Annotated in this window: 23 protein-coding genes; 13 read left to right on the forward strand and 10 right to left on the reverse strand. The window is 61.0% G+C overall.

Features of this window, described 5'->3' with window-relative positions:
• From AC15MQ_RS17680 to AC15MQ_RS17700, 5 genes are all read right to left on the reverse strand, one after another.
• Window positions 1–2,714, reverse strand: a 2,714-nt coding sequence (locus AC15MQ_RS17680; RefSeq protein WP_483080838.1) for a caspase family protein, incomplete at its 3' end; no start/stop codon positions are given.
• Window positions 2,715–2,731: 17 nt separating this feature from the next.
• Window positions 2,732–3,931, reverse strand: coding sequence for an OmpA family protein (locus AC15MQ_RS17685; protein ID WP_483080839.1), 1,200 nt, complete (start codon window positions 3,929–3,931; stop codon window positions 2,732–2,734).
• A 176-nt stretch (window positions 3,932–4,107) separates the two neighbouring features.
• Window positions 4,108–4,356 (reverse strand): hypothetical protein, encoded by a 249-nt coding sequence (locus tag AC15MQ_RS17690; RefSeq protein WP_287654451.1) that lies wholly within the window; start codon window positions 4,354–4,356, stop codon window positions 4,108–4,110.
• 115 nt (window positions 4,357–4,471) lie between these two features.
• The gene (locus AC15MQ_RS17695; RefSeq protein ID WP_287654450.1) at window positions 4,472–5,005 is read right to left on the reverse strand and encodes a lipocalin family protein; all 534 of its coding nucleotides are present in this window, start codon (window positions 5,003–5,005) and stop codon (window positions 4,472–4,474) included.
• A 143-nt stretch (window positions 5,006–5,148) separates the two neighbouring features.
• Window positions 5,149–5,457, reverse strand: a complete 309-nt coding sequence (locus AC15MQ_RS17700) for a hypothetical protein (protein WP_332336627.1) — start codon at window positions 5,455–5,457, stop codon at window positions 5,149–5,151.
• A gap of 194 nt (window positions 5,458–5,651) precedes the next feature.
• Between AC15MQ_RS17700 and AC15MQ_RS17705 the strand changes: the two genes are divergently transcribed.
• Window positions 5,652–7,391 carry a SulP family inorganic anion transporter gene (locus tag AC15MQ_RS17705; RefSeq protein WP_483080840.1) on the forward strand — a complete coding sequence of 580 codons (1,740 nt, stop codon included), beginning with the start codon at window positions 5,652–5,654 and terminating at the stop codon, window positions 7,389–7,391.
• A 61-nt stretch (window positions 7,392–7,452) separates the two neighbouring features.
• Here the strand turns inward: AC15MQ_RS17705 and AC15MQ_RS17710 are convergent, their stop codons facing one another.
• From AC15MQ_RS17710 to AC15MQ_RS17720, 3 genes are all read right to left on the reverse strand, one after another.
• The gene (locus AC15MQ_RS17710) at window positions 7,453–8,526 is read right to left on the reverse strand and encodes a 3-deoxy-7-phosphoheptulonate synthase (RefSeq protein WP_287669910.1); all 1,074 of its coding nucleotides are present in this window, start codon (window positions 8,524–8,526) and stop codon (window positions 7,453–7,455) included.
• A 13-nt stretch (window positions 8,527–8,539) separates the two neighbouring features.
• Window positions 8,540–11,992, reverse strand: a complete 3,453-nt coding sequence (mfd, locus tag AC15MQ_RS17715) for a transcription-repair coupling factor (protein ID WP_483080930.1) — start codon at window positions 11,990–11,992, stop codon at window positions 8,540–8,542.
• Between the two features lie 75 nt (window positions 11,993–12,067).
• Window positions 12,068–12,853, reverse strand: a complete 786-nt coding sequence (locus tag AC15MQ_RS17720) for an SIR2 family NAD-dependent protein deacylase (RefSeq protein ID WP_483080841.1) — start codon at window positions 12,851–12,853, stop codon at window positions 12,068–12,070.
• Window positions 12,854–13,162: 309 nt separating this feature from the next.
• Between AC15MQ_RS17720 and ompA the strand changes: the two genes are divergently transcribed.
• From ompA to AC15MQ_RS17760, 8 genes are all read left to right on the forward strand, one after another.
• Complete coding sequence (gene ompA, locus AC15MQ_RS17725) at window positions 13,163–13,831, forward strand: outer membrane protein OmpA (protein ID WP_483080842.1); 669 nt, start codon at window positions 13,163–13,165, stop codon at window positions 13,829–13,831.
• Window positions 13,832–13,901: 70 nt separating this feature from the next.
• Entirely contained in the window at window positions 13,902–15,227 is a 1,326-nt protein-coding gene (locus AC15MQ_RS17730) for a TRZ/ATZ family hydrolase (RefSeq protein ID WP_483080843.1), read from the forward strand.
• Window positions 15,228–15,303: 76 nt separating this feature from the next.
• On the forward strand, window positions 15,304–15,984 hold the full coding sequence (locus tag AC15MQ_RS17735; protein WP_483080844.1) for an OmpA family protein: 681 nt from the start codon (window positions 15,304–15,306) through the stop codon (window positions 15,982–15,984).
• A gap of 105 nt (window positions 15,985–16,089) precedes the next feature.
• Window positions 16,090–16,788 carry a bifunctional 2-polyprenyl-6-hydroxyphenol methylase/3-demethylubiquinol 3-O-methyltransferase UbiG gene (ubiG, locus tag AC15MQ_RS17740; RefSeq protein ID WP_483080845.1) on the forward strand — a complete coding sequence of 233 codons (699 nt, stop codon included), beginning with the start codon at window positions 16,090–16,092 and terminating at the stop codon, window positions 16,786–16,788.
• Entirely contained in the window at window positions 16,781–17,437 is a 657-nt protein-coding gene (locus tag AC15MQ_RS17745; protein WP_483080846.1) for an HAD-IA family hydrolase, read from the forward strand. Before ubiG ends, AC15MQ_RS17745 begins: the two co-directional genes overlap by 8 nt.
• An 83-nt stretch (window positions 17,438–17,520) precedes the next feature.
• Entirely contained in the window at window positions 17,521–17,931 is a 411-nt protein-coding gene (locus AC15MQ_RS17750) for a sirohydrochlorin chelatase (RefSeq protein ID WP_483080847.1), read from the forward strand.
• A complete protein-coding gene (tsaA, locus tag AC15MQ_RS17755) occupies window positions 17,928–18,638 on the forward strand; it encodes a tRNA (N6-threonylcarbamoyladenosine(37)-N6)-methyltransferase TrmO (RefSeq protein ID WP_483080848.1) in 711 nt (236 codons plus the stop codon). The genes AC15MQ_RS17750 and tsaA overlap by 4 nt, the downstream gene beginning before the upstream one ends.
• A gap of 273 nt (window positions 18,639–18,911) precedes the next feature.
• The gene (locus tag AC15MQ_RS17760) at window positions 18,912–19,373 is read left to right on the forward strand and encodes a hypothetical protein (RefSeq protein ID WP_483080849.1); all 462 of its coding nucleotides are present in this window, start codon (window positions 18,912–18,914) and stop codon (window positions 19,371–19,373) included.
• 12 nt (window positions 19,374–19,385) lie between these two features.
• Here AC15MQ_RS17760 and pdxH read toward each other — a convergent pair whose 3' ends face one another.
• Entirely contained in the window at window positions 19,386–20,024 is a 639-nt protein-coding gene (pdxH, locus tag AC15MQ_RS17765) for a pyridoxamine 5'-phosphate oxidase (RefSeq protein WP_483080850.1), read from the reverse strand.
• 119 nt (window positions 20,025–20,143) lie between these two features.
• Complete coding sequence (locus tag AC15MQ_RS17770) at window positions 20,144–21,937, reverse strand: M61 family metallopeptidase (RefSeq protein ID WP_483080851.1); 1,794 nt, start codon at window positions 21,935–21,937, stop codon at window positions 20,144–20,146.
• A gap of 318 nt (window positions 21,938–22,255) precedes the next feature.
• Here AC15MQ_RS17770 and AC15MQ_RS17775 point away from each other — a divergent pair, with 318 nt between their 5' ends.
• From AC15MQ_RS17775 to gltK, 4 genes are all read left to right on the forward strand, one after another.
• Window positions 22,256–23,161: a glutamate/aspartate ABC transporter substrate-binding protein gene (locus AC15MQ_RS17775; protein WP_483080852.1), complete on the forward strand. Its 906-nt coding sequence runs from the start codon at window positions 22,256–22,258 to the stop codon at window positions 23,159–23,161.
• A gap of 66 nt (window positions 23,162–23,227) precedes the next feature.
• Window positions 23,228–24,295: an asparaginase gene (locus tag AC15MQ_RS17780; RefSeq protein ID WP_483080853.1), complete on the forward strand. Its 1,068-nt coding sequence runs from the start codon at window positions 23,228–23,230 to the stop codon at window positions 24,293–24,295.
• Window positions 24,296–24,365: 70 nt separating this feature from the next.
• Window positions 24,366–25,103, forward strand: coding sequence for an amino acid ABC transporter permease (locus AC15MQ_RS17785; RefSeq protein ID WP_287654520.1), 738 nt, complete (start codon window positions 24,366–24,368; stop codon window positions 25,101–25,103).
• 1 nt (window position 25,104) lies between these two features.
• A complete protein-coding gene (gene gltK, locus AC15MQ_RS17790) occupies window positions 25,105–25,785 on the forward strand; it encodes a glutamate/aspartate ABC transporter permease GltK (protein WP_287654519.1) in 681 nt (226 codons plus the stop codon).
• Window positions 25,786–25,807: the final 22 nt, after the last annotated feature.

Consider the following 25,807-nt stretch of genomic DNA (forward strand, 5'->3'; position numbering starts at 1 on the left):
ATGTCGGCGCTCGACAGTTCGTTGACCACTGCGGTGGTATCCATGCGCAAGGAGCGCGTACCGGTTCCCAGCACGTTGCCGGCATGGCAGGTATCGATGAAGAACATCGCCTTGCCGGGCAAGGAAACGAGCGTGTTGCGAATCTCCGTGAAGATCACACCGGTGCGCTTCAGTGATTTGATGTTGACGTCCTGCGGCAGGAAGTAATACGTGCTGTCGGAATCATTGACGCCGTGTCCGGCGATGAACACCATGGCCACGTCTCTTGCTGTCAGTTCGCGGCGTATCCATTCCAGTCCATCGAGGACATCGTCGCGCTTTGCGCCGCTGTCAGTAAGCAGGCGGACGGAAACCTTGCGGTACAGTCCGCCCTCCTGTGTCTTGAGAAAATTCGACAGATCGGTTGAGTCCTTGGCGGCGAACTCGAGCTGGATCGATGGATCCTGGTATTTGCTGACGCCGATGGCGAGCACGTAGAGGTTCGGTCGGAGGTCCACGCCGGCGGGGCCCGACTGACCGGCGGGCGTGCTCAGCGTGGCCTGGTCCTGTTCCCTGGGCAGTTCGGTTGGCGGTCTCTTGACGGTCAATGCGGCTTCCGAAGATACGCCATGCTTGTTTTCGGCGAACAACAGGATCTGCGCGTCCAGCATCGGCAGGGAAAGCGGTACCTCGAAAATGCTTTCGCCCTTGTTCTTGGTGCGCATGTTCCTGAGCGCAGAAAGCGCTGGCAGCGTGACCAGTTGCCCATTGACGCGCGCGCGCAGTTGCGTTGCCGGGGCGTCTTCCGGTGCGCGGACGGCAACCTGCAGCTTGACCTCGTTGTCCCGGGTGATGCTCTGGGCATCTGGAGAGACGATCCGAACCGTCGGCGGCAGTCGTTCGAGAATCGCCTTACCGCCGGTCGGATGCACGCCACTGTCGGCGAGTGCTGTGGGCGTGGCCTTGCCAATGCCTTTGCCAATGACCTCGGCGATCAGTTCCGGCCGGTAATATTCGGCGCGAAAGCGCGATACCGGAAAGAAGTCCGCAGCCTGTGCTGGTCCACGCTCGACCTGCCAGCCGACCAGCCCTTCTCCCCCCGGGCTGGCAGCGAAGTGGCCGCTGGTGGTCCACATTACCCAGCGGCGTCCGTCAGCGTGCGGGAAGAGTGCGAGTTGCTCGCTCCCATCCGGTTGTCGGTACCAGCGCAGCGTGCCATCGCTGAAGGCGGCGACGATCCATCGCCCGTCGTCACTGATGTTGATCTGCCACGGCGTGGCGGGCGCAGCAGTGCGCCACAACTCGCGACCATTGCGGTCATAGAGATGCAGCTTGTGGTTCGTCGCCACGGCAACGTGTTCGCCGTCGCGCGAGACGCTGGCCGAGAGTGACCACTCTCCGGCATCGAGAGTGAGTGCCTTGCCGTTGATCAACGGCCGTTGCCGCTCGAACCAGTTGTCGATGTTGGTCCTGCCGGACATCGTTCTCGGTGCTTGCCACTCCTTGCCGGGCTTTGCCCAGGCCAATTGCCGGATATCGAACGCTTCGCCGGCGCCAGCGGGGCGTGCTTCACGGAAAGCCACGCCGCTGGCGTCGCCCGCGAGCCGGAAGCGGCTGCGCAGATTGCGGAAGTCCAGCAGGTTGTTGCCGATACCGAGCAGTGGTTGTCCGTCGGCGGCAAGGATTCCCCACGCGGGATCGGCGGAAGCATACAGCAGGCGACCGTCGCGCGTGGCGTGCAACGCGGTAATCGTGTTGCTGGTCAGGGGGATCACCGAAGCCGGCGTGCCCATGCCAGCGTCAGGCCAGACGCACAGGGCAAACTGGCCCTTGACCGTGGTCCATGTTCCCGCCGCGTAGATCCGTTTGCCGTCGGCCGACCAGGCGACGACACTGAGACTTCGTGACAGTCCGGCCTGGGCCGGCGAGAGCTGCTTCTTCTGTTTCAGTGTTCTGGCGTCGAGCAGGGCGACGTTGCCCTGGTCGGCGGTACCCACCGCCAAACTCTGCCCGTCGGGTGAAAAGGCCAGCCCGAAAGGTATCCCGGTGCCGACCAGGGTGTCCCGTGACAGTAACTTGAGGCCTTTGCTGGTGACTTCGTAGGCGCGCAGGAAACCGTCGGCGCTGCTGACGATCAGGGACTTGCCGTCCGGTGACCAGGCCGTGGCGTTGACCTCGTCGCTGAAATCGGCATCGCCCTGCATCTCGCGTGCGCTGCTCCAGCCGTCGGCGCCAAGAAACAGTCGTACTCCCTGTTTTCCCCATAGCCCGGCGACGAGCATTGTGCCGTCTGGAGAAAACGACAGATGGGTGAGCACGTCCGGGAGCCCGGAAATGCGGTGAATGATCTGGCCATCATTGCGTCGCACCAGATAGATGTCATTGTTCGACGACCAGCCCGCCGCGGCAAAGGTCGACCCGTCCGGGGTCATCGCCACGGCATAGAGTTTGCCATCGTTGCCGGCTGCGGAAGGCGGCCTGAACACTGCCAGCAGCGCACCGCTGCCGGCATCCCAGACGCGCGCGGTCTTGTCTTCCGACGCCGTGACCACATAGCGGCCATCGCGGTCCATGCTCGTCGCGCGGATTGGTGCGACATGCGCACCGGTTTCCAGGCGCAGGCTGGGAGTTGCTTCCTGCGCGCCGCTCCCACCGGCAAGCAGCAGGCCGCTCAGCAGCGAGCAGAGGAATAGTACGAGCAGCGTCCTCGGCGGGCGCCAGGATTCCCGAGGCATGGAGAATGCGCGGAGAATCAGCAGGAAACCTTCTTGAACTCGATGCGCTGGTCCAGGGCATCGGAATCGTTGCCCTTGCCGGTACCTACGACAGCGCGTTGCGAACCATAACCCTTGGCCACGGAGCGCTTGGCAAAGCCGGGATTGACCGAGCCGATCTTTTGCCTGACGAACTCGGCGCGTTGCAGGGAAAGGCGTTCATCCATCTGTTCGGAGGTTCCTCGCCGCGTGTGTCCTGCGACTTCGATGCATGCCGTCTGACGCTGCGATTGCTTGGCAATCTCCGTCATCCACTGGGCATAGGGCTGCTGATCCTGGGTGAACGCGGTCGCCCCAGGCTTGAAGTTGAACTGGACGGCCAGTCGGTCGGTTGCCAGTCCCATTTCCACAAGACGCCCAAAAGCCTGCATGGCCGCCTGCTTGCGCCCCAGTTTCTGATTGTTGAGGTAAATGCCGATATACACGCGCGCCTGGTTGCCAGCGGGATTCTTCAGCACCGCTTCGTAGAGTGCGAGCGAGTCCTTGTAGCGTTTGGCCTGGTACGCTGCCAGCGCTTCGCTGATCGTCGACGCGGCCAGCACGGAGTCAATATAGGCGGGATTGATCGGGTCACCCGCTTTGGTTCCCTGGCAGGTCTTGACATAGCCGTCAACCGCCGCGTCCTTCGACCACACGGGCATTTCCCGGAAAAATGCGAGGGGTGTCGGGTCGAACCCGTCGGGAAGCGAGCGCGCCAGACCCTTACTGATGATCTTGCCGGTTTTCAGGTCGGCGAGGGCGAAACAGATACGGTAGGCATCCCGTTCGCCGTCAGCCTTTCCCTGCAGGTTGATTGGCGTGAAGGTACCGACCATCAGCAACGGAAGCGCCGAGACACTTTCACTGCTGAAACGTTTGACATCTACCTGCTGATAGTCCGCTTTCACCAGTTGCACTACGGATTGTTCCATCGCTGCAGTCGCTTCGGTCTGCATGCCGCTGTTGCCGTCCACCAGGGGATCGACGATCATGGTGTAGCGTTGGTCCTTGGCCAGGTTGGCATTGGCCAGCAGGTCCTGTGCGGCCTTGCGCACTGCCTGGTCGTAGGGCAGGGCGACCAGTGCTGGAACAGGCGCTGCCGCTACCACTATCGGTTTTTCCTCGGTGGTGCTGCAACCCGCGACGAGGAGTCCGACGGAAAAGCCAAGGCCTGCGAGAAGGCGGGTTTTGCATGACATGATGGTTCACTCCTGGTAGTAGATTGGGATTCGACAAGGCACGGCCGAAGGCGTTCGTGACTGGTGTTTCAACAGTCTTCGGACAACCTGCGGGCGAACTGCGACGACCATCGCCGGTTGTTTGCTGCCGTGGCGGCAGGAACGCAGTCGTCGGGCGCCCGTTTGCCATCGGCGGGTTACTTGCTCCCAAGGCTGCCCGGCGACAGGCCCTGCTCCAGCATCTCGGTTTCCAGCTTGAGGCGCAACATCAGCAGGCCGCGCAGCGATTGCCGTGCTTTGTCTGCTGCCCAGGTCGCGTGCGGGTCCTCGATGCAGGTTTTCACCGCCGCCTGATCGGAGAGATCGACACCGCAAATGGCAGCGTAATGAACGATTTCCCGATCGAGTTCGGCCATCTCCCGGCCGTAGTTTTCGAAGCCACTCATGGCCGGAGGCTCCCGCCGCCGCACTGCGCGGTCATCGGCTCGTGTGTGCGGGTATCGATTCCAGGGTGGTACGTACCTGTCATGCAAAATACTCCTTTGGTCGGATTTCGCGACTCTATTCCGGTCGATCCTGGACTACCCAGATCAGTCGGCTGGTGTCGAACCCAAGTTCACTGGCCTTGGTCAGCAGTTGCTCGCGGACCCCTGTCGGCAGGCTGCGCTCGCGGGAGAGTATCCACAAATAATCTCGGCTGGGACCGACGACCAGTGACCAGCGGTAGTAATGCTCGTCGAGCGCCGCGATGTGGTAGCCGCCGTAGAAGGGCCCGAAGAACGAAACCTTCAAGGAGCCCTGCGTCGCCTCGCCGATCAGGAACGCCTTGCCGATAGCTTCCTTCCAGGTGTCCTTTTCGGCGCTGTAACCGCGATTGATCACTTTGACGCTGCCATCGGGCTGCAGGTGATACTGCGCTGAGACGTCGCTGAGGCCACGTTCGAAGGAATGGTCGAGACGGGCTATCTCATACCACTTGCCGAGGTAGCGATCGAGTTGAAAGTGGCTGACCGGAGTGATCCCTTCCGGGAGTCCGGTACAGGCAACGAGCAACAGCCATGAACCGCAGAGCAGCAGGAAACGCAGGGCGCACATGCGATCAACCTCGCTGGTGGCTAATCGGGATAGGAAGAAGCCTCGCGGCTCTTCACTCCGACACCTCCGGAGGTACGGATTACGTATCCGGCGGTACGATGAATTGAATTCCAACCGTGGCGCATGGCTGGTTAGTCCAAAGTCTATGAAGAAACGCAATAGTAGCAGCAATAAAGGAGCAGTTTCCCCCTGCGGCCGACTTTCGGCTGGGCCAGAATGCGTTTGTCCTCCGATTGCACCTTCCCGCCGACATACGCGCCATCCACGTGTATCTTGCCCTGCACGGTGTTGGCCAACAGGATGACCGCCGCCGGGTACAGGCACAGCAGCAACTTGTGGAAAACGAAAATCGTTCCGGACGTGGACAGGAAAGCTTCCGCCCAGCCTGCAGAATGCCAAATCGTGCGGGTTGGGCGGAAGTCTGCCGGTGCGCTTTGCCGCAGTGCGGGCAAACCACTTCGTCCGCATCGCTCCAGCGCACGCGCCGGATCAGGGTAAACGCGTCATCGTCGCTCAGGCCCAAGAATTGTGGTGGCATGAGGCTGTCTGAATCCCGCGAGTTTTGCCAAAGGGGTTATCTGTTGCTGGATTTCCGGTAGATCAAGGTATATTGCCGATCTATGTCTTTGTGCCTGGAGCCACTCACATGAAAACTGCCGTATTGCTCAAGTACCTGCAGTCCGGTTTGCCGTTGATCAGCACGCTGAAAGAGTATCGCCTGGCCTGGCTGAGCAAGGATGCGATCGCAGGGCTTTCAGCGTGTATCGTGTCGATTCCGTCGGTGATTGCCTACGCTGAACTGGTTCACTTGCCACCGATTACCGGACTCTACGCTGCGCTGGCCGCGGCCGTCGGCTACGCGCTGTTCTCCAGTTCGCGGCACGTCATCGCCGGGCCGGACGCGGCCATCGGCCTGCTGGCGGGTTCGGCGATTCTGCCTCTCGCGCTGGGAGATCCGGCGCGCATCGTCGTACTGGCGGCGGTGCTGAGCATCCTTTCGGGCGGTGTGCTGCTGCTTGCTGCCCGCCTGAAACTGGGCATCATCGCCGATCTGCTGTCGCGACCGGTGTTGATCGGCTATCTGAACGGGGCTTCTCTGGTGCTGATTGCCACCCAACTTGGCAAGATGTTTCGCATCAAGACCGAGGGCGAGGAATTCTTCGAACTGGTCTACGTCGTGATCGAGAGGTTGCCCGAGACGCACCTGCCGACCTTTGTCTTCGGTGTCCTGCTGGTTGGCCTGCTGGTCGGACTGGCGCGCTGGATGCCACGGGTGCCGGGCGCGCTGGCGGTGTGTGCGGTAGCGATTGCTGCAAGTTTCGCGCTCGACCTGGGCAGCTACGGCGTGGCACTGGTGGGTCAGGTGCCCTCGGGTGTGCCGCACCTGACGATCCCGAAAGTGCACTGGGCCGACATTTCAGCGCTCGCGCCGGCAGCGGTGGCGATTGCCTTTCTCGCCTTTTCGGACGGTATTCTTCTGGCCCAGACCTTTGCCGAAAAAAATGGTTACGAGGTCCGCCCGAATCGGGAACTGGTAGCTCTTGGCTCGGCGAACATCCTTGCCGGCGTCTGGCAGGGATTTCCGGTTTCCGCCAGTCAGTCGCGTACTTCGATCGTCGATTCGGCGGGCGGCAAGTCACAGGTGGCGCAACTGGTGGTGGCGCTGGGCTTGCTGCTGTTCCTGTTTTTTCTAACCGGGTTGATCGCCTTGCTGCCGAAAGTGGCGCTGGGCGCGATCCTTATCGTGACCGCGATCGGAATGCTGGAAGTGGCGTCGCTGGGCGGGCTGTACAAGGTCGATCGTGTCGAGTTCGGCATCGCCATGGGCGTGACCATGGCCATCCTGATCGCCGGGGTCGTGCCGGGGATCATCCTCGGCCTGCTGCTGTCTCTGATCTCGATTCTTGTGGAAGTCTCACGCCCTGGCGATGCGGTACTTCGCCGACGGGTCAGCGATGGGCGGTTCCACGACTGTCGCGATGACGAAGCCGCGGAAAGCGTCCCCGGCCTGTTGATCTACCGGCTCTACGCGCCGCTGAACTTCGCCAACGCACGGCACGTCGTGACGCGCATCCGGACGCTGGTGGACGAGGCTGATTCACCGATCAGGTGGCTGGTGATCGATGCACAGGCGATTCACGACATGGATGTCACCGCCGCGCAGCGCTTTGCTGAGTTGCATCGTGAACTCGCCGAGGAGGGTATTGACGTCAAGATTGCCGATGCCCCGCGGCCATTCCTTGAAGAACTCGCCAAGGTCGGGCTCTCGGACGAAATCGGCAGGAACGATTTCTTTGTCTCGGTCAAGAAAGCGGTCGAGGCCTTCGAGCAGGCTCAGGTCTCCAAGAGCCAGGCCGGATTGAAGTACGCGGCTTCTCCGCGCTAAGCGCCTAGGCGCAAGCGTTCCTGCGGACCGGGCGAAGACCGGTCCGCAGGCAGGTTCAGTGTCAGCCGATGCGTCCGGGCAGGACCGTCCGTAGCAGGGCGGCGGCGTCGCGGATCATTTTTTCGGTGGTTTCCCAGTCGACACAGGCATCAGTCACCGAACAGCCATACTTGAGCTGTGAGAGGTCGTCCGGAATCGCCTGGTTGCCGGCGACGATATTTGACTCAATCATCATTCCGACCAGCGATTTGTTCCCGAGGCGGACCTGATTGACCGCGTCGGCCATGACCAGCGGTTGCAGGTCATGTTTCTTGTAACTGTTGGCATGCGAGCAGTCGACGACGATGTTGCTCGGCAAACCCGCTTTACGCAGCGCCTGTTCGGCCATCTGCACGCTGACCGTGTCATAGTTTGGTCGGCCGTCGCCGCCACGCAGGACGAGGTGGCCGTAGCGGTTGCCGCGCGTGCGCACGATCGACGTGCGGCCCTGGCCGTTGATTCCCAGGAAGCTGTGTGGGCGCGAGGCCGAGAGGATGGCGTTGACGGCGATACCGACATCGCCGTTGGTGCCGTTCTTGAAGCCGACCGGCGTGGATAGTCCAGAAGAGATCTCGCGGTGGGTCTGCGACTCGGTTGTGCGGGCGCCGATTGCCGTCCAGGACATCAAATCGCCGAGGTATTGCGGGGCGATCGGGTCGAGTGCTTCGGTGCCAGTGGGCATGCCGAGTTCTGCGAGTTGCAACAGAAACTCGCGTGCCTTGTGCATGCCCTGATCGACACGGAAGGAATCGTCCATATCCGGGTCATTGATATAGCCTTTCCAACCGGTCGTCGTGCGCGGCTTTTCGAAATACACGCGCATCACCAGATAGAGCGTCTCGCCGACCGCGTCGGCAAGCGCCTTGAGACGCTGCGCATAGTCGAGCCCGGCCACCGGATCATGGATCGAGCACGGACCGACGACGACAAACAGCCGCGGGTCGCGGCGGTCGAGAATGTTGCGCAAGACTTCGCGGCCGTGCATCACCAGGCTGGCGGCACTTGCCGTAAGCGGTAAACGGGCATGGATTTCCTCCGGCGAAGGCATGGGGTCGAAGGCGCTAACGTTGATGTTGTCGATGTCGTGGGTAGTCATGGCGTCCGCAGGTTCATTTGCACAGTTGATGAATAATATCCTTTACCGCAGCAACGCGTTCGGCGAGCGTTGCGCAGTGGCGTCTGAGGATCAGCTTGTCCTGTCCTGCCAGCCGGTAGTTGCGGTCTTTCTGAATCAGGTTGATGATGCGCATGGCGTCGATCGGCGGATCAGGCTCGAACTGCACGACGACCTGCTCCACCGCGGCGTCGAGCTTGCTGATTCCCAGCGGCTTGCAGAGCAGCCGCAGGCGGTGGCTGTCAAGCAGTGCCCGGGCCTGCTGCGGTAACTCGCCGAAGCGATCGACCAATTCTTCCTGCAGCTTGTCCAGGGCTTCGGTGCCTTGGCAGTCGGCCAGGCGTTTGTAGAGCGTCAGCCGTTCATGGACGTCCGGTGCATAGTCGTCGGGGAGCAAGGCGGGTGTGTGCAGCTTGATCTCGGTGGCGATGGCCAGTGGCTGCGTGAGGTCTGGCTCCTTGCCTTGTTTGAGCGCCGCGACGGCACGATTGAGCATCTCGGTGAAGAGGTTGAAGCCGACTTCCTGCATTTCACCGGACTGGTTGGCGCCCAGCACTTCGCCGGCACCACGGATTTCGAGGTCATGCATGGCGAGGTAGAAACCGGCACCGAGTTCGTCCATCATCTGGATGGCCTCCAGGCGCTGCCTGGCCTGTTTGTTGAGCGCAGCATCGTCGTGTGTCAGCAGGTAGGCGTAGGCCTGGTGGTGCGAGCGCCCGACCCGGCCGCGGAGCTGATGCAACTGCGCCAGACCGAATTTCTCTGCACGATTGATGACGATGGTGTTGGCGTGCGGGTTGTCGATGCCGGTTTCGATGATCGTCGTGCATAACAGCAGGTTGACGCGTTGTTGCGTGAAGTCGCGCATCACGCGCTCCAGGTCGCGCTCCTTCATCTGGCCGTGGCCGACGACGATGCGTGCTTCGGGCAGCAGTTTGCCGAGCTTGTCGCGCATGTTGTCGATGGTGTCCACTTCGTTATGCAGGAAGTAGACCTGGCCACCGCGTTTGAACTCGCGCAACAGCGCTTCCCGAATGATGCCGTCTGAGAAGCGGCTGACAAACGTCTTGATCGCCAGCCGCTTCTGCGGGGCGGTGGCGATCACCGAGAAGTCGCGCATGCCTTCGAGCGACATGGCGAGGGTGCGCGGAATCGGCGTTGCGGTCAGCGTCAGCACGTCGACCTCGGCGCGCAGCGCCTTGAGTGCTTCCTTCTGGCGGACGCCAAAACGATGCTCCTCGTCGATGATCACCAGGCCGAGACGGCAGAAGTGCACATCGCTCTGCAAGAGCTTGTGCGTCCCGATGACGATGTCCAGTCTGCCGTCGGACAGTTCCTGCAGTGCCTGGCTGACTTCCCGGGCGGTCTTGAAACGCGACAGTTCGGCGATTCTGACCGGCCAGTCGGCGAAGCGGTCGCTGAAAGTCTGGAAGTGCTGTTCACAGAGCAGGGTGGTCGGGCACAGGACCGCCACCTGCCTGCCGCCAGCCACCGCGCAGAAGGCGGCGCGCAGGGCGACTTCGGTCTTGCCGAAGCCGACATCACCGCAGACCAGACGGTCCATCGGTCGGCCCGATTTCATGTCTTCGATGACTGCGGTGATCGCGGTTGCCTGATCCTGTGTCTCTTCAAAACCGAAACCGTCGGCGAAGGCGTCGTAGTCATGTGCCTTGAACTCGCAGGCGTGGCCCTGCCGTGCTGCCCGCAGGGCGTAGAGGGCGAGCAGTTCCGCGGCCGTGTCGCGTGCCTGCAGCGCGGCACGGCGCTTGGCCTTCTCCCACTGCTGCGAACCGAGGGTGTGCAAGGGGGCGGTGTCGGGATCGGCACCCGAGTAGCGCGAGATGACATGCAACTGCGATACCGGTACATAGAGCTTGGCGTCGCCGGCGTAATGCAGTTCGAGGAACTCCATCTCGCCTTCGCCCAGGTCAAGGTGGAGCAGGCCCTGATAGCGTCCGATGCCATGTTGTTCATGCACCACTGGCGACCCGACCTTCAGTTCTGCGAGGTCACGCAGCCAGTTGTCCACCGAAGTCTTGCGCTGCGCCAGGTGGCGCGCGCGCCGTGACGGACTGTCGGCGTAGAGTTCTGCTTCGGTGATGACCGCCAGTTGATTGAGCAGGAAGCCATCGTGAAGCGGAGCAATGGCCAGCGACAGTCTGCAGTCGGCGGCGATGAATTCCGCGAAGCTCGCGCTGGCTTGTGGGGCCAGTCCGTATTCCGAAAACAGTCCCGACAGGGTCTCGCGACGGCCGGGTGTTTCGGCAAGCAGCAGCACGCGCCCATCGAATCCGCCGATAAACTCCTTCAGGCGGGACAGCGGGTTTTCCGCGCGGCGATCGATGGCCAGCGGCGGCAAGCTGTGCACGGGACCGTCGTCGCCGGCCGTCAGGGTCTGGCGGGCGTAGGCCTTGGCGGCCACGAAAAAGGGTTCTTCGGCCAGAAAAAGCTCTCCTGGCGGCAGCAGCGGCCGGTTGCGGTCGCCTGAGAGCATGGTGTAGCGGGACTGCGCCTCGTTCCAGAACGCACGAATTGCTTCGGGCACGTTGCCGTGTAAGCAAAGCACGGCAGTTTTCGGCAGGTAGTCGAAAAGGGTGGCGGTTTCCTCGAAGAAGAGAGGCAGCCAGTACTCGATGCCGGCGGAAGGAATGCCGTTCGATACGTCCTTGTAGATTCCCGAGCGGCCGGGGTCACCCTCGAATAGTTCGCGGAAGCGTTGCCGAAAGCGTGTGCGGCCCTGTTCGTCGATCGGGAATTCGCGTGCTGGCAGCAGGCGAACCTCAGGCACCGGGTAGAGCGTGCGCTGACTGTCAACGTCGAAGGTCTTGATACTTTCAATCTCATTGTCGAAGAGATCGAGGCGGTAGGGGAGTGGCGAGCCCATAGGGAAGAGATCGACGAGACCACCGCGAACCGAGTACTCGCCAGGTGCGACGACCTGGGTCACATGCGCATAGCCGGCCAGTGTCATCTGGGCCCGAAACTGCCCGGCATCGAGCTTTTCGCCTTGCTTCAGAAAGAAGGTATAGGCCGCCAGGTGGGTCGGCGGCGAAAGCCGATAAGCCGCCGTGCCGGCAGGGACCAGCAGCACATCGCACTCGCCGCGCATGACCGTATAGAGCGTTGCCAGGCGCTCTGAAACCAGATCATGGTGCGGCGAAAAACTGTCATAGGGTAGCGTTTCCCAGTCCGGGAGCAGGCGTACCCGCAGATTAGCGGCGAACCAGGGAATTTCCTGCAGCAAGCGATGAGCGTCGCCGGCATGGGCGGTGAGCACGGCGAGCATGCGCGGCCTGGCGTCATCGCGGGCTTCCGACGCGGCATGTGCGATCAGGAGCGCGTCGGCCGAGCCCGCAAACGAGGGGAACTGAAGCCTTTCGCCGATTTTGGGCAACGGCGATCGGGGAAGCGGAAAGGACAAGGAATACGGCTCGCGACTCGACTGCAGGAATGGAGTGGTCTGCGTACGCCGGTTCCAGGCGAGGCAGCTAAACGACGCATTATAGCTGATCGGTGGCGCCGATCAGCGGCACTGATCATCCCGTTTTCCCGTCTGCAGCGGGCGTGATTCAACTTCTCCGCAGAGCGCGGCAAAGAACTGCGAAGCTCCGCTGCGAATCGAATAATCGGCGGTTGGCGACAGAGGTGTGGGGTGAGGATTGACTTCCACCAGCACGGCGCCGGCACTTTTCGCCCACATTGGCAGGCGAACCGCAGGTTGCACGGTGAGTGAGGTGCCGACACAGAAGAATATATCGGCGCTGACGCTACGCGCTTCGGCAGCAGCAAAAACCTCTTCTTCGAGCGCTTCGCCGAACATCACCAGGTCCGGCCGTACCGGCGCGCCGCAAGCCGGGCAGGGATACGGTTCTTCCGCGCGATGGTCCCAGCTGTCCGCGAAGCCGCAACGCCGATGACACCGAACGCGATGAATCGTGCCGTGGACCTCGAGTACGTGTTCATTGCCCGCGCGCGCGTGGTAGCCGTCGATGTTCTGGGTAATGACGGTGACCTGTTTCGCGGCGCAGATGGCTTCAAGGCGAGCGATGGCTTGGTGGCCAGCGTTCGGCCGTCGGTCATCGACCAGGTTCTTCAGTTGCAGCAGCCAGTTCCAGACCCGGCGTGGATTGCGCAGGAATCCGTCAATGCTCGCCACTTCGTCCGGATCGACGTTGTTCCAGAGACCGGTTGCGCCGTCGCGGAAGGTCGGAATGCCACTGTCGGCGGAAAGCCCGGCACCCGAGAAGACGACCACTTGCTGCGCATCTTCCAGCATCGACACGATGGCCTCCAGGCTCATTGATGGCATTTTTTTCTCCTCGGTCTCGTCTCGTCCGCAGCAGCAATAAGCGCCACTGGCGATCGCGATTGTCGCATGCTCCACTTGGGAACGTGCCCATTGCTCGGTGCAGCCTGGTTGAAATGCGGGCAGTGCGGGACAGGAGATGACAGCGTAGCGCTCACGCCATCGATCGTGATTCGTTGTGAAAATGCAACACAATGCCAGGCCAATGCTTGAAGCAAATCAAGTTTGTATGCTTAAATCTCCTGACTGCGCAAAAATCGCATCGCGTTTCACGCATTCGGACCTAACAGAGATTAATCGAGGAGGAACATCTTGAAATCGAAAATCATTACTACCCTGCTGGCCTCTATCGGCCTCTTTGCCGCGGCTGGTGCTGCACAAGCCCAGACCGCTCTTGATCGCGTTTACGTGATCGACCAACGTGGTGAAGTCGCGATGAGCGGCGCTGGCCTCTGCTGGCGGACGGGATTCTGGACACCGGCGGCGGCGGCCAAGGACCCGGCGGGTTGCAAGTGCGACAAGGACCTGCTGCCGAAGGAGGTTTGCGAGCCGGCGGTGATCGCCAAGGCAGCGCCTGCTGCCGGACCGAGTGCCAAGCCTTCGGCTGACAAGATCACGGTGGCTGCCGACGCGCTGTTCGACTTCGACAAGGCGACGCTACGTCCGGCCGGCAAGCAGAAGCTTGACGAAGTAGTCGCCAAGTCGAAGGAAATCAAGCTCGAAGTGATCATCGCCGTGGGTCACACCGACCGCTTTGGTTCCGACGCCTACAACCAGAAACTGTCCGAGAAGCGTGCGGCTGCGGTCAAGGCATATCTGGTCAGCAAGGGTGTCGAAGCCAACCGCGTGTATACCGAAGGCAAGGGCAAGAAGAACCCGGTGACCAAGCCGGATCAATGCCCGGGCGCGAAGAGCAAGAAGGTCATCGAGTGCCTGCAACCCGATCGTCGTGTCGATATCGAACTCATCGGCACCAAGTAATCAAGGTACCGCGTGCAAGAAAACCCCGCTTCTGCGGGGTTTTTTTTAGGTCTGGCGAGAGATTTTCCCAATGACTGAGAGCGTGCGCCCTGTCGATCTGCTGATCGAGGCACGCTGGATCGTGCCCGTCGATCCGCCGGATGTGGTTCTCGAGAGCCACGCCGTTGCGGTAGATGGTGGCCGCATCATTGATCTCCTCCCACAGAGTGAGGTTGCCGGCCGTTTTTTGCCGCGCAACCGCAAGCGGCTCGACCAGCACGTACTGATTCCAGGCTTGGTCAACTTGCACACCCACGCCGCGATGACCTTGTTGCGCGGTCTGGCAGACGACCTGCCACTGATGGAGTGGCTGCAGAGGCACGTCTGGCCCACCGAGGCGCAGCATGTCTCGCCACAGTTCGTCCATGACGGCACCTTGCTGGCCTGTGCAGAGATGTTGCGTGGCGGTATCACCTGTTTCAACGACATGTATTTCTTTCCCCAGGCCGCGGCCGAAGCGGCTCTTGCTTCTGGAATGCGTGCGGCGATTGGGTTGATCACGGTAGACTTCCCGAGCAACTATGCGGCCGATGCGGAGGACTACCTGGCCAAGGGCCTGGCGGTCCGTGATCAGTTTCTGGATCAGTCGCTGCTGTCGTTCTGTCTGGCACCGCATGCGCCGTACACGGTCGGCGAGCGAAGTTTTGCCAGGGTGCTGACCTTGGCCGAACAGCTCGAGTTGCCGATCCATCTCCACCTGCATGAGACTGTCCAGGAAATCGATGACAGCCTGCAGCGCTTCGGTATGCGTCCGATGGAGCGTATCCGTCGCTTGGGTCTGCTCAGCCCGGCACTGATCGCGGTGCACGCGGTCCACCTCGATGCCCATGAAATTGAATTGCTGGCCCAGCATGGCTGTTCCGTTGCCCATTGCCCCAGCTCGAATCTCAAGCTTGCCAGCGGTATCGCGCCGATCACGGCATTGTCGGCAAGAGGCGTCAACATCGGGCTGGGCACTGACGGCGCGGCCAGCAACAATCGCCTCGATCTTCTTCAGGAAATGCGGTTGGCCGCTCTTCTCGCCAAGGAGAACGGCGGACGCGCCGATGCCATCAACGCCCACCGGGTGCTGCAGATGGCGACGCTGGGTGGCGCGCGGGCACTCGGTCTCGATGCGCATATCGGTTCGATTGTGCCTGGCAAGTGCGCCGATCTGTGTGCCATCGACCTCAACGACATCGCCCTCGCGCCCTGCTATGATCCCGTTTCACACCTGACCTACTCGGTAGGCCGTGAGCATGTTTCTGATGTCTGGGTGGGCGGGCGGATACGCGTTGAAAACCGGCAACTGGTTGAAAACAACGCAACCGGATTGATAAAACTGGCCCTCTTGTGGCAAAATAAAATTCGTCCGTGATGAGTTCAGTCAACAACGAGGCATAACAGGCCATGCGGAGCAGTTCCGCAGGCTTCAACTAACGAGGGAAACCCAGATGAACAGAACTGCAAGAAACTCCATAATGGCCGTGCTCGCCGCTACTCTCGGCTTCGGCGCCTCGCTGGCTCAGGCACAGACCTCGATGCCGCTGGATCGGGTGTACGTGATCGACCAACGTGGTGAAGTCGCGATGAGCGGCGCTGGCCTTTGCTGGCGGACGGGATTCTGGACACCGGCGGCGGCGGCCAAGGACCCGGCGGGTTGCAAGTGCGACAAGGACCTGCTGCCGAAGGAGGTTTGCGAGCCGGCGGTGATCGCCAAGGCAGCGCCTGCTGCCGGACCGAGTGCCAAGCCTTCGGCTGACAAGATCACGGTGGCTGCCGATGCGCTGTTCGACTTCGACAAGGCGACGCTACGTCCGGCCGGCAAGCAGAAGCTTGACGAAGTAGTCGCCAAGTCGAAGGAAATCAAGCTCGAAGTGATCATCGCCGTGGGTCACACCGACCGCTTTGGTTCCGACGCCTACAACCAGAAACTGTCCGAGAAGCGTGCGGCTGCGGTCAAGGCATATCTGGTCAGCAAGGGTGTCGAAGCCAACCGCGTGTATACCGAAGGCAAGGGCAAGAAGAACCCGGTGACCAAGCCGGATCAATGCCCGGGCGCGAAGAGCAAGAAGGTCATCGAGTGCCTGCAACCCGATCGTCGTGTCGATATCGAACTCATCGGCACCAAGTAATCAAGGTACCGCGTGCAAAAAAACCCCGCTTCTGCGGGGTTTTTTTGTGTGTGGCATGTAGGCGCAGCCGATGTGCCAGACCATTTTACGGATAACCCAGACATCATGATCAATGCGGACCAGAGCGAACTCGAGAAATTCAGCCAGCTTGCGCATCGCTGGTGGGATCCCGGCAGCGACTTCAAGCCGCTGCACGACATCAACCCATTGCGCCTTGACTGGATCGACAGCCTCTGCCAACTCGCCGGCAAGCGGGTGCTTGACGTCGGTTGTGGCGGCGGTCTGCTCTCCGAAGGCATGTGCGACAGGGGAGCGACGGTGACCGGGATTGATCTCTCCGACAAAGCGCTCAGTGTGGCGCGTCTGCATCTGCTCGAAAGTGGGCGCACGGTTGACTACCGCAAGATCGCCGCCGAAGCACTCGCCGCCCAGGAAGCCTGTGGTTACGATGTCGTTACCTGCATGGAAATGCTCGAACACGTACCCGATCCGTCCAGTTCGGTTGCCGCTTGTGCGGCACTGGTCAAGCCTGGAGGGCACGTCTTCTTTTCGACCATCAACCGCAATCCGAAGGCTTACCTGCTGGCGGTGATTGGTGCCGAATATGTTCTGCAGATGTTACCCAGGGGCACGCACGACTACGCCAGGTTCATCAAACCGTCGGAACTCCTCCGCTGGGCAAGGGATGTCGATCTCGATCCGGGCGATTTGCGGGGAATGACCTACAATCCCTTTACCGGACAATATGCCCTCGGTCGCAATACCGACGTCAATTACCTGCTGCACACCGTAAAGAATGTTTGAAGCCGTATTGTTCGACCTGGATGGGACCTTTGCCGATACGGCACCAGATCTAGCTGCGGCGTTGAACCGCCTGCGTGCCGATATTGATCTGGCGCCAGTCCCGCCGGGGCAGTTGCGTCGCTTCACTTCTCAGGGGGTACGTGGCATGCTCAACGCGGGGCTCAACCTGCGCCCGGGCGATCCGCTCTATGCGCAATTCTATGAACGCTTCCTGCACTATTACAGTCAGGACATCTGTGTGGCGACGACTCTTTTTCCCGGTATCGACGCACTCCTTGTTAGCTTCGAGGGCCGCGGTTCGCCATGGGGGATCATCACCAACAAGGCTCAACGCTTCACTCTGCCGTTGCTGACCCGACTGGGTTATGCCAAACGCGCCGCCTGTGTGGTCAGCGGTGACTCCGCGCCGCGCGCCAAGCCCGCACCCCAACCCATGCGCCTGGCTTGCGCGCTGATCGGCAAGGAGCCCGCGCGTTGCCTCTACGTTGGTGACGACTCGCGTGACATCCAGGCTGGCCGCGCTGTCGGCATGGCGACCGTGGCTGTACGCTACGGCTATCTTGGTGACGGTGATCCTATTGAGAATTGGGGTGCCGACCATCTCGTCGACCATGCCGAGGAAATTGCCGCGCTTGCCGGTGTGCAGTGATCCCGGCCTGGGTTTTCGTGTACCGTGGGAGGCGGTACCCACCGAGATCGCTATCGCAGTTGGCGATGCGGTAAAGTAGTCGGATGTCGAAAACCGCACTTATCCTCTTTGCCCACGGCGCACGTGATCCGCAATGGGCAGAACCGATGCGCCGCGTCTGTGCTGCCGTGCGCGATAGATGTCCCGAGGTGCGCGTCGAACTCGCTTTCCTGGAATTCATGACCCCCGATTTGCGTACCTGTGCCGAAACACTGCTCGCGGATGATTTCGAACGTATCATTGTTCTGCCGATGTTCATTGCCCGCGGGGGCCATCTGCGGCGTGACGTGCCGGCGTTGCTGGACGAACTGCAGAATCGCTACCCGCGGGCGTGTTTTGAACAGGCGTCAGCGATCGGTGAGGTCGAAACTGTCGTGCAGGCGATGGCCCTGCATGCGCTGGGGCTCACCGGCATTCCCGACGCGAATTCCGGAGTTGAACGACCAGGAAGGTGACTGAGTTCAGTCTTTCGCCGATCGGCTACCTCGCCAGCCCGTTTCGGGATCGCTTCGGCATTCCCCGGCAGCCACGGCTGGCGCCCCATGCACGCGGCTGCTTGCGCCTGTTGCCACCTTATGACCGCGTGGAGGCGGTGCGTGGGCTGGAGGCGTTTTCGCATGTCTGGCTCACTTTCGTGTTCCACGGGTGCGTCGGCGAATGGCGACCGACGGTTCGTCCCCCACGCCTTGGCGGCAACGAACGGGTTGGCGTTTTCGCCAGCCGCAGCCCATTTCGCCCCAACTCTCTGGGTTTGTCACTGGTCGAGTTGCTGTCCATTGAAACCGGCGCGGGTGTAGTGCTCACTTTGGGGGGCGTCGACCTGCTTGACGGTACGCCGGTTCTCGACATCAAGCCGTATATTCCGTTTGTCGAAAGTGAACCGACGGCGCGCGCGGGTTTTGTCGATGGTCCACCGCCACAACTGGTGGTGGATTTCACCGCGCAGGCCATGACGCAACTGCGCTGGCACGAAGCACGTTGGCCCGACCTCCCGGCGCTGCTGTGCGAGGTCCTGGCGCAGGACCCGCGCCCGGCCTACGCGAATGATGCGTTGCGGCAGTATGGCTTCCGCCTCTACGACCTGGAAGTAAAATGGCGGTGCACCGGAGCGCGGGCCATCGTCGAGGAAATTGTGACGGCTACCGCAGAGCGGGCGTCGTGATCTGCGGTCGCGATCGGTGCCCAGGCGGGCAGGGTTTGCCGGTATCCGACGGGTCCCAGGCGCGGCTCGTGGTGGCGGAACGGTCGCCCCGGCCTGTCGGAGGGAAGAGACCGGAGTTGGCGAGGGTTGTCGGCGTAGGCACTGCTGCTGCGTTATTCAATGATCACCCGGGAATGTCGTGTCGGCGTGGCTCGGGCAATAGCTGGCCAGCAGAAGAAAGGTATGCACATCATGATCGTCCCTGTGGATAGCCAACAGCTTGGAGAGCGTTGCATGAAATCGTTGTTGGGTGCGCTGCTTCTGATGGTGCTGATGCAGCCGACAATCAGTCTAGCCGGCCGTCCAGTGGTTTCCGGCGCCGTGGTCGTCGGCGGTTATCCGGGGTATGGGCCGCGGGGAGGCTACTACTACGGCCCCAGGGGCGGCTACTACGGTTCCGGATGGCGCGGCTATGGGCCAGGAGTCGGTGTGTATTTTGGCGCACCCCTGGTCTGGGGCTGGCCGTGGGGGGCGCCTGCCTATTACCCGCCGTCAGTGGTTTATCCACCGGTGGCTACGGTGCCGCCAGCAGTGGTCTATGTCGAGCAGGGCGAAGTCAGCGCAGAGCCAATGCCGGGCAGTGGGGAAGTGCTTGAACCCGGATATTGGTATTACTGCCGGGAACGGGGCGCCTACTACCCGGCGGTCAGGCAGTGTGCTGGCGGATGGGAGAAGGTGGCGCCGGTCAATAAATAGGGTTGAGACAGATCATGGCGCCAGGCGCTCGCGCAGCCATTGCTCGTCGCCGTCGAGTCGGTAGCGCAGGCGGTCATGCAAACGACTTTTTCTGCCCTGCCAGAACTCCCAGGTGTCAGGCTGGAGGCGGTAGCCGCCCCAGTGTGCTGGGCGCGGAGGGTGCAGCAGGAAGCGCGCACCGTACAAGGCGGCGTTGGCGACCAGCACGCCGCGGTTGGCAATCACATCGCTCTGCGGACTGGCCCAGGCGCCGATACGCGAATCGAGCGGGCGACTCGCGAAGTAGCTGTCGCTTTCGGCGTCGCTGATTTTGTCGACGCGTCCCTCGATGCGCACGACCCGTTCCAGTTCTACCCAATGGAACTGCAGCGCTGCCCAGGGATTGGCGGCCAGTTCCCGTCCCTTGCGGCTGTCATAGTTGGTGAACCAGGTCAGGCCGCGTTCATCATAGCCCTTGATCAGCACCACACGGGTCGACGGCCGCTGCGTACGATCTACAGTTGCCAGAGTCATGGCGTTCGGTTCCGGCAACCGTGCGGCAATCGCTTCATTGAGCCATTGTTCAAATTGCTTGAGCGGGTCGGCACAGGACGCGTCTTCACTGAGTTCGGCACGTTCGTAGTTTTTTCGCAGATTGGCGAGATAGGTCATCGCGGGGACAGAGCGGCAAAAAAAGGTTGCAGAAACCTGGGCAGGCCAGATCTTCATTATCGTCGACGGGCGTCTGTCGACGTCGATTTCTTCGCCTGATCGCTGACCGGAATCATTCGCTAGGATGGCTCCTGCAGCCAGTTCCGCCGAAGTTCGTTGTGCTTATCGGTCAACAACAACGTGTGCTGGTCCTTGACCGGCGCTCCGAGCTGAACCGAGAAGGCCATCAGTTCGTCGCGACGAAAGGCATGGACGCTCACGCTTTCGCCGCTGCTGCGGCGAACCAATAGCCGTTCCAGGGTAGATGGCATGACGCGCAAGCCATCGATCGCGACCAGCAGGTCACCGGCTGACAGTCCGGCGGACTGCGCGGGGCTGCCTTGGTATACCGTCGTCAGCCTGACATCGTTACCCTCGTTACCGGTGCGTACGCCGATCGATGGCATTGTGGACGACGCGGTACACTTCAGGCGGATGCCGAAAGGCTTCAGCAATTGAGCCAGATGCAGATCGGCCGTGCCATGCACGGCGTCGGCAAAGAAACTTTCGAGTTTGAGCCCCGAAAGTTCTTCGGCGATCAGCCGGATGTCCTCGTCGCCGACGCCGACCCTACCCCCTTGCGCGGACTCACCGTAGCGTTGCCAGAGCGTACGCATCACATCGTCCAGTGAAATCCGGCCCGCCGTTCCGGCGCGCAATGTCAGGTCGAGCGCCAGCGCGACCAGGGCGCCCTTGGCGTAGTAGCTGACCACAGCATTGGGTGTGTTTTCATCTGGCCGGTAGTACTTGGTCCAGGCGTCGAAGCTCGACTCGGCCAGTGTCTGCCGTTGCCGGCCTGGGTCGCGCTGAACCTTGTCGATGGTCGCAGCGATCACTTTCAGCCAGTGCTCAATCTTGATCGCTCCGCAGCGCAGAAGCGCCAGATCGTCGTAGTAGGAAGTGAAACCCTCGAACGCCCAGAGCAGGGTGGTGTAGTTCTCGGCATCGAGATTGTAGGCAGTGAACGCTGCTGGTTTGATGCGCTTGATGTTCCAGGTGTGGAAATATTCGTGGCTGCAGAGTCCAAGGAATTTGCGATAGTGCTCAGGAATGCCATGCATGCCGTGGTAAGGCAGGTCGTCGCGTGCGCAGTGGAGCGCCGTCGAAGCCCGGTGCTCAAGTCCACCGTAGGCGTCGCCCAGGGCGGTGATCAGGAAGACGTAGTGCGGCATGGGCGCTGGTTCGCCAAAAAAACGGATCTGCCACTCGCAGATTCGTCTGAGGTCGGACGTCAGGCGCGTCAGATCACAGTCGTGCTTTCCGCTGATCGCGACCTCGTGCGGTACCCCGCAGGCCGTGAACCTGGCCAGGGTGAATGTCCCCATTTCAATGGGGTGGTCGATCAGTTCGTCGTAGTTGGCGGCGCGATAAAGGCCAAAAGCGTGTGGACGGGCTGCGTCCTTTTCCCCACGTGCAGATGCGAGCGCCGTAGCGACTCGCCACTCTTTGAACCGGCTGCCCGGCGGTCGTTGCAGATCGATCAGGCATGGCACTTCTTCCTTGCCAATCGGGCGCAGGAAAACGCTGCAGCCGTTGAAAAAAGCGTGTGTCTGGTCGACGTGTGCCCCGCGTACCGAGAGGTCCCAGGCGTAGATCTCGCAAATCACCGTGAGCGCCTCATGTTTTCCGACGGGCGACGCCTGCCAGGTGTGTTTGTCGATCCGGTGCAGGCGCACGCGCTGGCCGGCGGTCTCGGCATGGATCGCGATGATGTGCCGGGCGAAATCACGAATCAGGTAACTGCCGGGAATCCAGGCTGGCAGGGCAAAGCGCTGGCCGGCGGGGTCGCTCTCGGCCAGCGTGCAGCGGACTTCAAGCAGATGCGCTTCTGGGTTGCTCGGGCGAATGCTGTAGCGAATGGGTGCAGGCTTCATGGGGTGTCGGCGAGGGGTTGTTCAGGAACTTGACGGAATTCCAGGGCAGGCGCGCGGTCCGAAGGGCAAGCAGGGCGGCAGACGCTTGAGCATGGCGGGTAACGATCGTTTGATGTGGTGTGCATGGTATCCCAGATCAGGACGCTGCTTTTCATGGCCTTATCATTAACAGATTAGCGCTTGGCTCCCTGCGCCAGTCGTGCCACAATCGGTTCGTCCGCGAACCGCCCGTTGTCGACGTTGGGCAGCAGCGTTGGCCGATTGGCTGATTTCCATGGACCGCATCCTGCGCAATGACCTATATCTGGAGGAGTGAAAATGATCAAAAATTCCAAACGCCTGGTGCTGGCGGCGACACTGGCGACGGCTCTGCTTTCTGCGCCGGTTCTCGCTCAGGAGTTGAGCGGGACGCTGAAGAAGATCAAGGACACCGGAGTCATAACGCTGGGGCATCGCGAGTCGTCGATTCCCTTCTCGTATTATGACGACAAGCAGCAGGTTATCGGCTACTCGCAGGAGATGATGCTGAAGGCGGTTGACGCCATCAAGGCGGATTTGAAACTGGCCAAACTGGACATCAAGATGATGCCGGTGACTTCGGCGAACCGCATTACGCTGGTGCAGAACGGTTCGGTCGACCTCGAATGTGGTTCGACGACCAACAACACCGAGCGTCAGAAGCAGGTCAGTTTCTCGAACAGCATCTTCATCATCGGCACTCGTCTGATGACCAAGACCAACTCCGGAATCAGTGACTTTCCCGAACTGGCCGGCAAGAATGTGGTGACTACCGCTGGAACCACCTCCGAACGTCTGCTGCGCAAGATGAATGAAGACAAGCAGATGAAGATGAACATCATCAGCGCCAAGGACCACGGGGAAGCCTTCCTGACGCTGGAAACCGGTCGCGCCGTCGCCTTCATGATGGATGACGCTCTGCTCTACGGCGAAATGGCCAAGGCCAAGCGTGCCAGCGACTGGGTCGTGGTCGGTACACCGCAGTCGTTCGAAGCGTATGGCTGTATGTTGCGCAAGGATGACCCAGCCTTCAAGAAGATCGTCGACACGGCTCTGGCCAAGGCGATGACCTCGGGCGAAGCCGAGAAGATCTACGCCAAGTGGTTCCTGCAGCCGATTCCGCCGAAGGGTCTGAACCTCAATTTCCCGCTTTCGGAAGCCGTGAAGAAACTGTACAAGGCACCCAACGACAAAGCCTTCGAGTAAATGCTGCACAGGCCCGGGGCGGGCCTGCTGCCCCTGGAGTATGAATCCCAAGCCAAGGAGGATGCCATGTTGTCGATAACCGCAAGACGTTGGCTGGTCGCAATCGCCTCAATGCTCGTTTTCAGTGCTTCACTGGCTGCCGAAAAACCGAATGTCGTGATCCTGGCCACTGGCGGCACGATTGCCGGGGCGGGTGCAGACGTGACCAACAGTGCCACTTATCAGGCCGCGAAAGTGCCGGTGGACAAGCTGATCGCCGGCATCCCACAATTGAGCACGATTGCCGAGGTGCGTGGCGAGCAGGTATTCCAGATTGCTTCGGAAAGTTTCACCAATGCCAATCTGGTCACCCTGGGCAAGCGTGTCGCCGTGCTGGTCAAGCAGAAGGATGTCGATGGCATAGTCATCACGCACGGCACCGATACGCTCGAGGAAACTGCCTATTTTCTCAATCTGGTGGTGCACACCGACAAGCCTATCGTGGTGGTTGGTTCGATGCGGCCCGGGACGGCCATGTCGGCTGACGGAACCTTGAACCTGTTCAATGCGGTCAGCGTGGCGGCGAGCAAGGATGCGCGTGGCAAGGGCGTGCTGGTGACCATGAATGACGAGATCAACAGTGGTCGCGACGTCGCCAAAATGGTGAACCTCAGGACCGAAGCGTTCAAGAGTCCATGGGGACCTTTGGGCATGGTCGTCGAGGGCAAGAACTACTGGTTCAGACTACCGGCTAAGCGGCACACCATGACTTCGGAGTTCGACATCGAAAAGATCGACACGCTGCCGTCGGTAGAGATCGCCTATGGTTCGGGCAACGCCTCGGATACCGCTTATCGCGCTTTTGCAGGCAGTGGTGCCAAGGCGATCATCCACGCCGGGACGGGCAATGGTTCGGTGAGCAGTGCCGTGGTACCGACGCTGCAGGAGTTGCGCGGCAAAGGCGTCCAGATCATCCGTTCGTCACACGTCAACGCAGGCGGCTTTGTGTTGCGTAACGCCGAGCAACCCGACGACAAGTACGACTGGGTGGTCGCGCACGACCTCAATCCGCAGAAGGCGCGCATTCTCGCCCTCGTGGCTTTGAGCAAGACACAGGACAGCAAGGAACTGCAGCGGATTTTCTGGGAGTACTGAGTCCTGTTCGGCGGCCGGATCACGCTGGTCCGTAGCGGCCGTCCGGCCATTCTCCTCGGGGGAAGCATAGATGGGTTACAACTGGAACTGGGGCATTTTCCTGCAGCCGACGGCGACGGGTGACGATACTTATCTCGGCTGGATGTTCTACGGCTTCAAGATGACCATCGCACTGTCGCTGTCGGCGTGGCTGATTGCGCTGGCAGTGGGGGCCGTCGTCGGCGTCCTGCGGACGGTCCCGAACAAGTGGTTGTCGGGAATCGCCACGGCCTACGTCGAAATCTTTCGCAACATTCCGCTGTTGGTGCAACTGTTCCTCTGGTATTTCGTGATGCCAGAGCTGTTGCCCGAGAGCGTCGGCAACGCTTTCAAGCAGACCAATCCGATCATGCAGCAGTTTCTCGCTTCGATGGTCTGCCTGGCTTTGTTCACCAGCGCTCGTGTTGCCGAACAGGTCCGTTCGGGGATCAATTCCTTGCCCCCCGGTCAGAAGAACGCCGGTCTGGCGATGGGTTTCACGCTGCCGCAGACCTACCGCTACGTGATGTTGCCGATGGCGGTGCGGCTGATCGTCCCACCGTTGACTTCGGAGTTCCTCAACATCTTCAAGAACTCGGCCGTGTGTTCGACGATCGGCCTCCTTGAACTGGCCGCGGAGGGTCGGCAACTGGTGGATTACACGGCGCAGCCGTACGAGTCGTTCATCGCCGTGACGCTTGCCTACCTGTTGATCAACGTGGTGGTGATGTTCGGCATGCGCTGGGTTGAAGAGCACGTGCGCGTCCCCGGCTATCTTGGAGGCAAGTGAGATGCACGAATTCGACTGGTCTTCGATTCCCAATGCCTTGCCCTTTCTGTGGGATGGAATGAAGATTTCCCTGGAGATCACGGTGACTGCCGTGATCTTCGGGATTGTCTGGGGTACCTTGCTGGCCCTGATGCGACTGTCCCCGGTCAAGCCCCTGTCCTGGTTTGCCGCGGGTTACGTCAACCTGTTCCGGGCGATACCGTTGGTCATGGTGCTGTTGTGGTTCTTCCTGATCGTGCCCCATCTGCTGGAAAGCATCTTCGGCTTTCCGCGCGGTTCCGATATGCGTTTATCATCGGCGATCGCCGGTTTCGCGCTGTTCGAGGCAGCCTATTATTCGGAGATTATCCGCGCCGGTATCCAGTCGGTTCCGAAAGGCCAGATGGGCGCCGCCAGCGCCCTGGGCATGACTTATGGCCAGGCGATGCGCCTGGTGGTTCTGCCGCAGGCTTTCCGAAACATGGTGCCTCTGTTGCTGACGCAAGGGATCATCCTGTTTCAGGATACCTCGCTGGTCTACGTTTCGGCCCTCGCCGACTTCTTCGGGGCGGCCTACAAGGTTGGTGATCGCGACGGGCGGCTGGTCGAGTTGCTGCTCTTTGCCGGTGCCGTCTATTTCGTGATCTGCTTCACCGCGTCGCGAATCGTTCGCCACTACCAGAACAAGCTCAAGGTGGCCTGAGGCCAACACCAATACCCCCAGG

This window comes from Candidatus Accumulibacter propinquus, assembly GCF_056856495.1.